Below are 12760 nucleotides of genomic sequence, written 5' to 3' on the forward strand. Positions count from 1 at the left end.
ATGACTATTCGATAAAGCCAGATTGCTTGATTGTGTTAAGCGCTTTTACCAGTTCTTTATGACTTTTTGCTGCGGTTAAGCTCACTCGGATCGCGTGAGGAAAATGGTGGCTGACCGCAAAAACACGCGCCGGAACAACTCGCACGCCTTGAGTTTCCAACTGTTCAGCGACCAGATCAGCGTCTTGATTTACCCGTAACCAAACATGAGAGCAAAGCGGGTTTGCTTGCTTTGTGTTGTCAGCTTTTTTGTTATGAGTATTACCTCTGACTTTATCGCCAGTAAACTCATTCGCTGTAGTTACTTTGCTAGGGAAGATCGTTGCAAATAACTTAAATCGCGCTGATATCTCTTGCTGTTGTGCTTTGGTTCGAGCATGTGCTGTGCCATCGTCAATCCATAGTTTAGCAATAGCGGCGGTGAGTGGGCTAAGTTGCCAGCTTGTGGCATGGCTTTGTTGGCTAATTTGAGTCAGCACAGGGTGTTGACCGGCAATAACCGCAAAACGAATGCCGGGCGATATCGCTTTGGCAAAGCTCGAAATGACAATAGATTGCGATTGAATATCTGCAGAAATAGGCGGTCTGCCAGAGAGCGCACCAATGACATACTCTTCGATAAACAATATCTTTTCACGACTAATAATTGCTTTGATATCACTGATGCGTTTGTCGTTCATCGACGCAGCCGTGGGGTTTTGATAAAGCGGATCTGAAACCAGTACTTTCGCGCCCGTGGTGCGAATGGCAAGTGCTAAGGCTTCAGGCACTAACCCTAAATGATCGCTTTTTACTCCATAAAGCTTGATACCCATTTGTTTGGCGAGCGCTTTCATTCCCGGAAATGTGAGCTCGTTTACCAATACTACTTCGTCTTTTTGACAACACGCCATTAGGCTTATCATTAGCGCATTTTGTGCGGTATTGGTGATCAAACAGTGCTGGGCGCTGATCGGGTAACCTAAATCCGATAGCCACTTTGCTCCTGCTAATTTCAGTTCTGCAACAAAGCTTGGCGATTGGTAATCTAAGTATTCGCTAAGCCCACCAGCTTGCTCACTGAGTTTGGCAATTGCTAGCTCTAGCGCATTATCTTCACCGCGCTTGTCGAGTAATTTTGCTGGTTGGTGGGTACTTAAATCGATCACGGTTTGTTCAGCCGATTGTTTTAATAAAAACAGTTCAGCCTCAGCGCTTTGGCCAAGCACATAAGTACCGCGACCAACTTCGCCAGAAATTAACTGCTGCTTTGCTGCTTGGCGAAACGCTTTAGTTACCGTACTCAGGTTAATATCTAAATGCCATGCAAGCTGACGTTGCGGTGGCAGTTTTTCGCCAATTGCAAGCTTACCACTGGCGATATCTTGCGCCATCGCATCGACTATTTGCAGGTAAAGTGGTTTTTTCGAAGTACTCGCTGCAAGTGCTTCGTTAAGATTAGGTGCCCAGATTTTATTGTCCGCCATACAATATAATTCTTGAACCATACAATTAAGGCTTCTATGCTTTTTGTCAAGTTTTTAGCCGAGCCAGATCAACGAGGGCGTTATGTTTAACCTGTCAGATATTAAACACGCAGCCGATGTTATTTATCAAATTATGCCGCCAACGCCACAATACAACTGGCCGCAATTATCAAAGCAATTGGGCTGTGATGTTTGGGTAAAACATGAAAACCACACACCAACCACTGCCTTTAAAGTGCGCGGCGGCATTTATTTACTGAATCAGTTGATGCAACGCGCTGACAGGCCTGCAGGTATTTTGTCGGCAACACGCGGGAATCACGGACAAAGTTTGTCGTTTGCGGGTCAAAAAACCGGAATGCCAGTGACTATAGTTGTTCCAGAGGGCAACAGTGAGGATCAAAATGCAGCGATAAAAGGTTTTGGTGCCAATTTAGTGGTGCACGGCAAAGACTTTGAAGCGGCTAGGCAGCACAGTGCCACTTTGGTGGAAAGCACTGGCTATCAACCAGTAGCGCCATTTGCGCCTAAGTTGGTAATCGGGGTTGCGACCTACGCGCTTGAATTCTTGCAAGCAGTAAAAGATTTAGATGTTGTTTATGTGCCAATCGGCATGGGATCAGGTATTTGTGGTTTGATCAAAACGCGTGATTTATTGGGTATAAAAACTGAAATTGTTGGCGTGGTAGCAGAGGGTGCACCTGCTTTTGCTGAATCATTCAACGCTGGCAAAATCATTCCTGGCCAAGAAGTAAATACCTTAGCTGACGGTGTTGCCACACGCACACCGCTTCCTGAGGCGTTTGAGATTATTAAAGGTGGTGCCAGTCGCGTGATAACGGTGACCGAGCAACAAATCACGCAGGCCATGTATTTGTACTTTAAAACGACGCACAACCTAAGTGAGGGAGCTGGTGCTGTTTCACTCGCGGGCTTGATTGCCGAGCAAGCTCAGATGAAAGGCAAGCGTGTTGGGGTTGTGCTTTCTGGCGGTAATATCGATTTTGCGCGTTTTAGTGAATATATATCGCCTTACCTTTCCGGTGATTTAATGGCAAGCGTTGGTGCTTCTGCGGCCTAGCTTTTATCGGCTTAGTTTTTATCAGTTCTGTTTGTAGCAGCTAATTTTATACCAGCTAAGTTTCAGCTAGTTAGGTAAATCGCTTACAATAGGCACATTATTTCTTACTTTTGATAAGTGCAATGATAAGCACAATCGTTTATGAACCGTAAAAAGAAAATCAAATCAACCTTGTTGGCGAAGCAGAAAAAAGCCAATGCTAAGCTACATAAAAGCAATAAGCCAAAATATGTCTCGAAAGCAGAGCGCGCGAAGCTTGCTGAGCAAGCTGAAGAAACCAGCACAACATTAGGCGACAACGCCGCAACGAGTACAGAGCATCCATAAATAAAAAGCTATGGCAACTGAATATTTAGGTGATTTAGTTGCTTTTTCGTCAATCAATATCGGCTTGTTGATTCACCTTTCTTTTCAATTATCGTCTAGCAATACCTGCTACCTAATTTGCTCTACACTAATCCGCTCAATATTAATGCGAAGAATATAAACGTGAATATATACTTGTTATTGTCGTTTTATTACTACTATTCAAGCTATTTTTAGGAAGAGCTAGGCGATTGCAGTATGGCAAACAGTAAGACAAAAAGAGTCGTAAATCGCGCTAACTTACCATAGCTTTCTAGCTTTGGTGGCGATACAATTCAAATTATAGTATTAGTCATATAAATAGATTTATTGTGGACTTAAAAGGCGACGCCCAACAAGCAATAATCGCGCACAACAACATATAAAACAGCTTTTAAGGCATTGCCATGACAAGTTTTCAGCAAGTAATTCAACGTCGGGACTGGGAAAATCAGTCGTCTTTTCAAGTTAATCAAATGCACGCGCATAGTCCGTTAAACGGTTTTAGCACGGTCGAAGATGCGCTATCTCATCAGCGTGCACAAAGACGATCGCTAAATGGAGATTGGTGGTTTCGCTTGTATGATGCACCAGAGCAGGTAGAAAGCGGTTTTGTTGAGGCAGATGACAAAGCATTTAGCGAAGCATTAATTGCTAGCCAAGATTGGTCAACACTGCCTGTACCTGCGAATTGGCAGATACATGGTTTTGACAAGCCAATCTACTGCAACGTTAAATACCCATTTGAGGTCAACCCGCCGTATGTGCCTGCTGATAACCCAACAGGTTGTTACCGCACAACATTTGAAATGGCCGAGGCTGAATTAACCAAGCAACATTCTGTCATTTTCGATGGCGTAAATTCAGCATTTTACTTGTGGTGTAATGGTCATTGGGTTGGCTACTCGCAAGACAGTCGTTTGCCCAGTGAATTTGATTTAACGCGGTTCTTAAAAGCAGGGTCAAACTACCTTTCGGTGATGGTATTGCGTTGGAGCGATGGCAGCTACCTTGAAGATCAAGATATGTGGTGGCTTAGCGGTATTTTCCGTGATGTTACTTTGTTGGCTAAACCGAAGCAGCAAATTAAAGACGTGTTTATCACCCCTGATTTAGACGCTTGTTACCGCGATGGTAGCTTAGCCATTCAAGCGCGAGTCAGTGCGCCAGAAAGCTATCAAGTGCAAGTTCAGCTATTTGAAGGAAAAAATGCCGTAACTGAGCCTGTGGTATCAGGCTTTAATGAAAAAGTGGTTGATGAAAAGGGCGCTTGGCAAGATGTTAGTTTTAGTGAGCTTCAGGTTAAAGCACCTAAGCAGTGGAGTGCAGAGCAGCCAAATCTATATCGCTGTGTTATTGCGCTACTGGATGAACAGCAGCAAGTGGTGGATGTTGAAGCGTATAACGTGGGTTTTCGCAAAGTCGAAATGCTTGAAGGGAAGTTGTGTTTGAACGGTAAGCCGCTGCTTATTCGAGGCGTTAATCGTCATGAGCATCACCCAGAGCTGGGTCATGTGGTCACGGAAGCGGATATGATCCGCGACATTAAGTTAATGAAACAGCATAACTTTAATGCGGTGCGCACTGCGCATTATCCAAACCATCCGCGCTGGTATGAGCTGTGCGATGAATACGGTTTATATGTTTGCGATGAAGCCAACATTGAAACGCATGGCATGTTCCCGATGGGGCGCTTGGCGTCTGACCCTCAGTGGAGCGCAGCATTTTTAAATCGCTACACCCAAATGGTTGAACGCGATAAAAACCATGCATCGATTATTATTTGGTCGTTAGGCAATGAATCAGGCCACGGTGCGACGCACGATGCCATGTACGCCTGGTCGAAAGACTACGACCCGTCACGCCCAGTGCAATACGAAGGAGGCGGCGCTAATACTAATGCGACCGATATTATTTGTCCGATGTACGCGCGTGTCGATACCGATCAGCCGTTTGAGGCAGTACCCAAATGGTCGATTAAAAAATGGTTGTCATTGCCCAATGAAACCCGTCCACTGATTTTATGTGAATACGCCCATGCGATGGGCAACAGCTTGGGTAGCTTTGCTGATTATTGGCAAGCGTTTCGCGCTTATCCGAAATTACTAGGTGGCTTTATTTGGGATTGGGTTGATCAAGGACTCACAAAAACCACAAAAAGCGGTGAGAAGTACTGGGCTTACGGTGGTGATTTTGGCGATGAGCTTAACGATCGCCAATTTTGTATTAATGGCCTACTTTTCCCTGATAGAAGTGTTCACCCAAGTATTTATGAAGCAAAATATTGTCAGCAGTTCTTCCAATTTAGCTTAAGTGAGGAATCAAATTCGGCCACTAGCCAAGAGTTTGAATTAACCATTACCAGTGAATACTTGTTCAGAGCATCAGATAACGAACAGTTGGTTTGGCAGATTTTAGAAGATGGTAAGGTGATTGAAAGCCAGCAGCTACCGCTGCTAATTGCTGCCGAGCAGTCATTAGAGCTAGTTATTCAGAGTGAATTTTCCCGCAAGGCGGGCGCGAAATACCACCTAAACCTTGATGTTGTGCAAATCGCTGAATCAAGTTTTGCACCAGCTGGCCATGTATTGGCAACCGAGCAGTTTGCGCTGAAAAACCATCAATCACTAGTACCATTTAAAGCGCCTTTTAAAGCGCCTTTTAAAGCGCCTTTTAAAGCTCCATTTGAAGTGCCTGAACCCGCAGAATCAGAAACTCAATCGTTAACCATTGACGAAGACGACGAGACGATTTCAGTTACAGGCACTGGCACCGCTGACAATACAGATAGCTTTGTTTTTAGTTGGTCAAAAGCTAGTGGCCTGCTAAGTCAATGGCATGTTGGCGAGCAGGCGTTGTTAGCGACCCCGCTACGGGATAATTTTTATCGAGCACCGCTGGATAACGATATTGGCGTGAGTGAAGTGGATAATATTGATACTAATGCCTGGGCAGAGCGCTGGAAAAAAGCAGGGTTAGGGCAGTGGCAGCAAAACTGTGTGCATTTAAGCGCAAAACCGTCGGGCAATAGTGTATTAGTGACGGCGCTTTACCAATTTACCCATGGCGATACACTCGTTGCACAAACTAAATGGCAATGTAAAGTGACGCCAAAAGGTAAGTTGATAGTCGATGTTGATGTGCAACTAAGTGAAGCATTACCGCCATTGCCGCGTGTTGGTGTTGAACTAGGGCTTGCAAACTTTCCAGATGACAAGTGTGTTGAGTGGTTTGGTAAAGGGCCATTTGAAAACTACCCCGATCGCAATACTGCAGCGCGTATTGGCCACTATCAAGCAACGCTTGATGAGTTACATACGAACTATATTTTCCCTACCGATAACGGTTTGCGCACTAATTGTCAGTCCCTGACGCTTGATGAGCTTACTATAGAAGGGAATTTCCATTTCGCGGTCAGCCAATACAGTCAAGAAAACTTAACGGCGGCAAAACATACGCATGAACTGGTTAAAAGTGATGCGGTACACGTTTACATCGATCATCAGCATATGGGCATTGGTGGTGATGATTCGTGGAGCCCAAGCGTGCATTCTGAGTACTTGTTAGCTGACTCAAACTATCGTTATCAATTGGTGCTAGTGCCAAAATAAGCCAGATGAGCTAGTTGGTGAACAGCATCAAATAGCAAAAAGCCTGTCGCAAGCAATGCATGCGACAGGCTTTTTTGAGGTATTGTTTTAAGCTTATTGTTTAAGCCCACAGTGGTTTCTGATAAAGGCCCTTACTATGGTTGCAGATTAAGGCTGCTGACGTGTAGCTGTGATCACAACGTCGCGAATATTAACGCCTTGTGGCTGAGCATACATAAATTCAGCAGTACGGGCGATATCATCAGCGTGCAATACGCCGCCCATTGCATCTTTCCAAGCTTGGTAACCGTCGATAATTTCTTGATCACTGGTGTGACCTAGAAGCTCAGTTTCAACTGCGCCAGGGCAAATTGCCATGACACGAACACCCGTATCCGCGACTTCTTCTCTAACATTTTCAGTGATCGCTGAAACTGCGAATTTAGTACCCACGTAGGCTGCGTGATTTGGGAATGATTTCTTACCCGCAATTGAACTGATATTCATAATGGTACCGTGATTACGAGCCTTCATATCGGCTAGTACAGCTTGCATACCATTTAACAACGCCATTACGTTAACATCGTACATACGTTGCCATTCGCTAGGGTCTTGAGTATCAATTTGGCCTAACATCATTAGACCTGCGTTGTTAATTAGGCAATCAACCGCACCAAATTTTGCTTCGGCCTCTTTGATTGCAGCTTTGAAGGCTTCACTGTCTGTAACATCAACTTGGCGACACATCGCATTTGGTAGTCCAAGTGCTTCAATTTTTTCTATGCGACGTGCGACCAATAACAATGAGTGTCCTGCAGCTGAAAAGCGCTTTGCCATTGCAGCACCAATACCCGAACTTGCGCCCGTAATTACGATAAGTGATTTCGCCATAATTTTTTCCTCAACACGGTCAAAAAAGGTTTGTTGTTTTTCACAACTCGACAACAGTGTGAGAAATATAGCGTTTCGCTTTATAATGATAAATATAGGTAATTTGAAAACATTGTTAGGATTAGATGAACAATATTTCTTGGCGAGGCATTCGCGCATTTTTATTCGTTGCGGAACATGGCAGCTTTACAACAGCGGCGGAAGTCTCTGGCTTTTCAAAAGCGAATTTGAGCCAGTTGGTAACTGAATTAGAGCGTAGCTTAAGTGTTCAACTATTGCATCGCACCACTAGGCAGTTAAGGCTGACGGAAGTGGGCAAAGGCTACTATAAACGTTGCAAGCGGGCGATGAGTGAGCTTGATGGTGCTGCAGAGTGGGCGTCGCAATCAACAGATGAGCTCAAAGGTAAAATTCGCATGAACTCAGTTGGTGGTTTGCTAGGCGAAGAGTTAATCGCCCCGTTAGTGTTGAGCTTTCAGCAGGCGCACCCTGAAGTACAAGTAAATTTAGACTTTTCTAGTGTTAGAGTCGGCCTGATTGAAGATCACTACGATTTAGTGTTACGTATGGGCTCACTGCCAGATTCGAGCTTAATAGCACGTAGAATTTGCGCACTCACCACACGATACATCGCAAGTCCTGAATTTTTAGCACAATACCCTAAAATTAATAGCCCAGAAGATTTACAGAAATTGCCTTTAATTTATGGCTCTGTTGATAACTGGGTAATGAAACGTGGTGATCAGCAAAGTGTTATTCATATTGATAAAGGGATAAAAATAGTCAGTGGCCGTGTGATGCATAGTGCCGCCATTAGTGGTTTAGGTATTACGCGTTTAGCTGATGTTTACTGTCAGGCAGATATTGAACAAGGGCGCTTAGTCGAAGTGTTGCCAGAGTGGTCAGAGCAAACTGATATTTCACTGGTATGCCCGCCAATTAGGCACCAACTTACTCGAGTACAAGCGTTAATGAACTGGATTGCCGATCATTTTAATGAAAGATATCAGCAGATTCTGCGAGGCTAACGGGCAGCTTAATGTTTATTAGAAATGTGAATAATAGCCATTACTGCATGTTAAAAGGAGTTTTTGAGGCATAGAATTGAGTGATTAGGATATCAAACTGCGCTGACTAACTTTATACAGTTTTGCCAGCGCTATTCATTTAAGTAACTCTAACTAGCATCTGGCTGATTGGCTGGTTGCGCGTCAATAAACGCAGGTATCGTATTACAATGCTGGTAAATCGCCATAATACGTGGAAACCCAGCCATATCGACGTTAAATCGAAGTGCATTAAATACCTGCGGTATCAAATAGATATCAGCTAGAGTGAGCTGCTTACCATAACAAAAGTTACCTTGGCTTTGCACATCTGCTAGCTGGTGTTCTAACGCACCAAAGCCCGTGGTTATCCAGTGATGTAGCCAAGCCAATTTTCCTTCGCTGCCACCACCAAGATCTTCAGCAACATAATTAAGCACACGTAAATTACAAATTGGGTGAATATCGCAAGCGATTTGGTTACACCAACTGCGCACAGTTGCACGCTCCAGTGAACTGCTGGGCAGCAGTGACGTGTCAGGAAAGGTTTCCTCTAGCCACTCCAGAATCGCTGGCGATTGGCTGAGCACCTCGTCATTATCAGTTTTTAGGCTAGGCACTAACCCTTGCGAGTTCAATGCCAAGTAATTCGCTGATTTATGCTCGCCTTTTAGCAAGTTAACTGGCACTTGCTGATAGCTAATGCCTTTAACATTGAGTGCAATTCGCAGTCGATACGCTGCCGATGAACGAAAATAAGAATAAAGCTCCATGGGAACATCCTTTCGCTATGTGCTGACAAAAGTTAACGTTTTGCTGGTGCTTTTGCAGGAAGTATCGTACTACTTACTTCACCAAAACCGATGCGCTTTGCGCCAGTTTTTTCACAGTAACCACGCATAATCACGGTGTCGCCATCTTCCAAGAAGGTGCGGGTTTCACCATTGGCCAAAGTGATTGCCTGTTTACCACCATGAGTTAATTCCAGTAATGAGCCAGCTTCTGCTTTTTCAGGACCAGATTGGGTACCAGTACCCAGTAAATCACCAGCTTGCAGGTTACAACCGTTGACGCTGTGATGCGCGACCATTTGTGCCACAGTCCAATAAGAATGTTTAAAGTTGGACGTCGACACATGATTTTCTTCGGCTGAACCTGAGGTTTTCAATAGGCAATCTAGCGTGACATTAAATTGGCCTGCTGCTGAGTTTTGTGCAGAGGTTAAATACGCCATTGGCTGCGGATCTGCTTCGTTTCTGGTGAATGCTTCACGAAACGGTGCTAATGCTTCAGTGGTCACAATCCAAGGTGAAATAGTAGAGGCAAAGCTTTTCGCCAAAAATGGCCCAAGTGGCTGGTATTCCCATGCTTGAATATCACGTGCTGACCAATCGTTAAACAAGCAGAGGCCGAATACATGGTCTTCGGCATTGTCGATACTAATGCGCTCACCCAGCTGATTACCCTGACCAATAAAAATTCCCATTTCCACTTCGTAGTCTAGGCGTTTACAAGGGCCAAAGCTCGGCTCTGTGGCATCAGGAGCTTTAGTTTGCCCGCACGGGCGCGGGAAGGTTTGGCCACTAACATCAATGCTCGATGCACGGCCGTGATAACCAATGGGAACCCATTTGTAATTTGGCAGCAATGGGTTGTCTGGTCGAAACAACGAACCCACAGCGGTTGCATGGTGGATAGACGAGTAGAAATCAGTGTAGTCATGAATATGACACGGCAGCTGATACTCCGCCTCTTGCTGAGCGACTAAACAGGCTTCCACTTGGCTTTGCTCGCTGACACCTGAACGCAGGGCTTTTGATAGTGCTAAACGCAAAGCACTCCATGCGGCTTTGCCCATCGCCATAAACTGGTTGAGTTGTGGCTTTGCCGCAGCAACTAGTGCTTGCTGAGCAAGCCCTGAGAAGATACCCAGTTCTGCTAATGCGGCTAGATCGACAATCTGATCACCAATGGCAACACCACCGCGATAGGCTTGCTCTGTACCTGATGTTTTAAAACTGGCAAACGGTAAGTTTTGAATTGGGAAGTCGGTGTTGTCGCTATTCGCGGATTCAACCCAACTGGTTAACGCAATATCATGTGTTTCGTTTAATTGGTTCATTTTCTGCTCTGTTTACTCTAAGAGTGATGTGTAATTAATTTGTATTTGTTTATCTAGGATTTTTGCTATCCAGATTAAGGTTGGCCTGTATAAAACTTTTTTAGTCCTTGCCAGCAGTCTAAGTAATCGTTTTGTTTCGCTGGTGTTTCCAACGCAAATTTAGTCGGTGCAATGACATAACGCGACTCAAACATAAAGGCTAAGGTGTTTTCATAACGCTTAGGTTCAAGTTTGGCGTTAGATGCTGCTTCGAATACATCCGCCTCTGGGCCATGGGGTGTCATGCAGTTATGCAAACTCATGCCGCCCGGCTCAAAACCTTTTTCTTTCGCGTCGTAAACTCCTTCAATCAGTCCCATAAACTCACTCATAATATTGCGGTGATAGTAGGGCGGGCGAAAGGTATCTTCGGCTACCATCCAGCGTGGCGGGAAGATAACAAAATCGACATTAGCAGTGCCAGCCGTGCCAGAAGGTGAAGTTAATACGGTAAATATCGACGGATCGGGATGGTCATAACTAACGGTATTGATGGTATTAAACTTGGCTAAATCGTATTTGTAGGGGGCTGAATTACCGACCCAAGCAACGACATCTAATGGCGAATGATCAAGGTTAGCGCGAAACAAGTTGCCAGCAAATTTCGCCACTAGTTCGAATTTATCGTCAATATCTTCAAACCAAGCGACCGGGTACTCAAAGTCTCGTTCATTAGCGTATCCATTAGCCCCCACAGGACCGCGCTCAGGCAGTTCAAGCGGCGCACCGTAATTTTCACAAATATAGCCACGGGCATTGCCCTCTGGCAGTTTGATTTTAAATTTAATACCACGCGGAATAACGAGGATTTCACCGGGCTTGACTAGCAATTTGCCTAGCTCAGTATAAGCCAGTAACTGCCCTTGCTGGGGAACAATAAGAAGCTCACCATCAGCGTTATAGAAAAATCGCTTATCCATATCGGTATTCGCGCAGTACACATGAATACCAATGCCCACTTGCGTATTGGCATCACCATTAGCGGCAATAGTCGTTAAGCCATCAATAAAATCAGTTGGTTCACTTGGCATCGGCAGGGCATCCCAGCGCATCACATTGGGTGGTGCAGCCACTTCGGTAATTGGCGCGGTGCAAATCAAGCCGTTGTCGATTGGGGTAAAATCGCCCATGGCAATGGAAGGGCGAATGCGATAGGTCCAAGTGCGGCGGTTTTTATCGCGCGGCGCAGTAAACGCCGTGCTGTTAAATTGCTCAGCATATAAGCCGTATTTTACTTTTTGCGGGCTAAATTGTCCTTTGGGCAATGCATCAGGTAAGGCCTCGGTTTCATGCTCATTGCCAAAGCCGCATAGATAAGTCAGCTCCTTATGCTCCTGTTTTGACTTGTTCATTGTTGTTTCCATCTAGTTCCCCACAGCTAGTCGTCTGTTTAACTGCTAGCTTGTTTATTATTTTTTGATGACTCAGCGATTTGTTGTTTTTGATTTTGTTTTTATCGCTATAGAGCGGTTAGCTCTGTTTGCATTTTTGCCAAAAGCTTTTTAATGAGCGTTGTTAACTGTTTTTGCTCTTGCCCAGTAAGCAGTTGCAAAATTTGCTGCTCCGCATTACGGACCTGCGGCACGATTGCTTGATAACGTTCAAGGCCTTTACTTGTCAGGGTAAAGTGGGTGAAACGCATATCGCTGGTACTTTGCTGACGTGTAACAAGCTTGGCTGCTTCTAATTGTTTTAGTGCACGGCTGACAGGCATTTTTGCTAATTGGGTAAAGGCGCAAATGTCTTTGGCCGAAACTTTTGACTTGTTATCTTCGCTACTGTGCATTGCCAATACCGCCAGTATTCGCCATTCGTTGCGACTCATGCCAAATGCTTTTCGATAGTAAGCGCCGACGTGATCACTGACGTGGCTTTGTAAAATTGATAATTGATAAGGAAAGAAGTCAGTTAAATCTAGCGGTTGCATTGACGAGAATAGCGCGAAACAAAGTTGTGTTTTGATACTAGTAACAATTGTTACTATGTGGAAGCGGGTGAAGTTTAGCCTGTATTTTCATCTGTAAATTAGCTTTTACAACCTTTGTAAAGTTTCAAATTCTTCAAGCGGTAATTGTACTCTGTGGACTTACTCATTTTTTAATGAAACTTAGGCTATAAAAATTAATCACTTAACGCATAATAAGAAAAGAATATGGAAACCATAGCTATCGATTCTTCTGC

10 protein-coding genes are annotated in these 12760 nt (G+C 44.6%); 4 read left to right on the forward strand and 6 right to left on the reverse strand.

What is annotated here, in order from left to right; genetic code table 11:
* Window positions 1–4: 4 nt before the first annotated feature.
* Entirely contained in the window at window positions 5–1465 is a 1461-nt protein-coding gene (locus tag DXX94_RS00070) for an aminotransferase-like domain-containing protein (protein WP_181901442.1), read from the reverse strand.
* 82 nt (window positions 1466–1547) lie between these two features.
* On the opposite strand from DXX94_RS00070, the gene DXX94_RS00075 reads away from it, so the two are divergent.
* The 3 genes from DXX94_RS00075 to DXX94_RS00085 all read left to right on the forward strand — a co-directional run bounded on the left by DXX94_RS00075 (window position 1548) and on the right by DXX94_RS00085 (window position 6502).
* Entirely contained in the window at window positions 1548–2546 is a 999-nt protein-coding gene (locus DXX94_RS00075; RefSeq protein WP_116013055.1) for a threonine dehydratase, read from the forward strand.
* 141 nt (window positions 2547–2687) lie between these two features.
* Window positions 2688–2873, forward strand: a complete 186-nt coding sequence (locus DXX94_RS00080) for a DUF2986 domain-containing protein (RefSeq protein WP_116013056.1) — start codon at window positions 2688–2690, stop codon at window positions 2871–2873.
* A gap of 425 nt (window positions 2874–3298) precedes the next feature.
* Window positions 3299–6502, forward strand: a complete 3204-nt coding sequence (locus DXX94_RS00085) for a beta-galactosidase (protein ID WP_116013058.1) — start codon at window positions 3299–3301, stop codon at window positions 6500–6502.
* Between the two features lie 147 nt (window positions 6503–6649).
* Here the strand turns inward: DXX94_RS00085 and DXX94_RS00090 are convergent, their stop codons facing one another.
* Complete coding sequence (locus DXX94_RS00090) at window positions 6650–7372, reverse strand: SDR family oxidoreductase (RefSeq protein ID WP_116013059.1); 723 nt, start codon at window positions 7370–7372, stop codon at window positions 6650–6652.
* Window positions 7373–7497: 125 nt separating this feature from the next.
* On the opposite strand from DXX94_RS00090, the gene DXX94_RS00095 reads away from it, so the two are divergent.
* Entirely contained in the window at window positions 7498–8400 is a 903-nt protein-coding gene (locus DXX94_RS00095; RefSeq protein WP_116013061.1) for a LysR family transcriptional regulator, read from the forward strand.
* 149 nt (window positions 8401–8549) lie between these two features.
* Here DXX94_RS00095 and maiA read toward each other — a convergent pair whose 3' ends face one another.
* From maiA to DXX94_RS00115, 4 genes are all read right to left on the reverse strand, one after another.
* The gene (maiA, locus tag DXX94_RS00100) at window positions 8550–9191 is read right to left on the reverse strand and encodes a maleylacetoacetate isomerase (protein ID WP_116013062.1); all 642 of its coding nucleotides are present in this window, start codon (window positions 9189–9191) and stop codon (window positions 8550–8552) included.
* 32 nt (window positions 9192–9223) lie between these two features.
* Entirely contained in the window at window positions 9224–10540 is a 1317-nt protein-coding gene (gene fahA / locus DXX94_RS00105; RefSeq protein ID WP_116013064.1) for a fumarylacetoacetase, read from the reverse strand.
* 74 nt (window positions 10541–10614) lie between these two features.
* Entirely contained in the window at window positions 10615–11931 is a 1317-nt protein-coding gene (hmgA, locus tag DXX94_RS00110; RefSeq protein ID WP_116018183.1) for a homogentisate 1,2-dioxygenase, read from the reverse strand.
* Between the two features lie 107 nt (window positions 11932–12038).
* Window positions 12039–12506: a MarR family winged helix-turn-helix transcriptional regulator gene (locus DXX94_RS00115; protein ID WP_116013065.1), complete on the reverse strand. Its 468-nt coding sequence runs from the start codon at window positions 12504–12506 to the stop codon at window positions 12039–12041.
* Window positions 12507–12760: the final 254 nt, after the last annotated feature.

It is taken from the genome of Thalassotalea euphylliae, assembly GCF_003390375.1.
GTDB lineage: Bacteria > Pseudomonadota > Gammaproteobacteria > Enterobacterales > Alteromonadaceae > Thalassotalea_F > Thalassotalea_F euphylliae_A.

Excerpts from the sequence above, each read along its gene's own strand:
- DXX94_RS00070 (WP_181901442.1), bottom strand. The coding sequence starts at position 1,465 with ATGGCGGACAATAAAATCTGGGCACCTAATCTTAACGAAGCACTTGCA.
- DXX94_RS00075 (WP_116013055.1), top strand. The coding sequence starts at position 1,548 with ATGTTTAACCTGTCAGATATTAAACACGCAGCCGATGTTATTTATCAA.
- DXX94_RS00080 (WP_116013056.1), top strand. The coding sequence starts at position 2,688 with ATGAACCGTAAAAAGAAAATCAAATCAACCTTGTTGGCGAAGCAGAAA.
- DXX94_RS00085 (WP_116013058.1), top strand. The coding sequence starts at position 3,299 with ATGACAAGTTTTCAGCAAGTAATTCAACGTCGGGACTGGGAAAATCAG.
- DXX94_RS00090 (WP_116013059.1), bottom strand. The coding sequence starts at position 7,372 with ATGGCGAAATCACTTATCGTAATTACGGGCGCAAGTTCGGGTATTGGT.
- DXX94_RS00095 (WP_116013061.1), top strand. The coding sequence starts at position 7,498 with ATGAACAATATTTCTTGGCGAGGCATTCGCGCATTTTTATTCGTTGCG.
- maiA (WP_116013062.1), bottom strand. The coding sequence starts at position 9,191 with ATGGAGCTTTATTCTTATTTTCGTTCATCGGCAGCGTATCGACTGCGA.
- fahA (WP_116013064.1), bottom strand. The coding sequence starts at position 10,540 with ATGAACCAATTAAACGAAACACATGATATTGCGTTAACCAGTTGGGTT.
- hmgA (WP_116018183.1), bottom strand. The coding sequence starts at position 11,931 with ATGAACAAGTCAAAACAGGAGCATAAGGAGCTGACTTATCTATGCGGC.
- DXX94_RS00115 (WP_116013065.1), bottom strand. The coding sequence starts at position 12,506 with ATGCAACCGCTAGATTTAACTGACTTCTTTCCTTATCAATTATCAATT.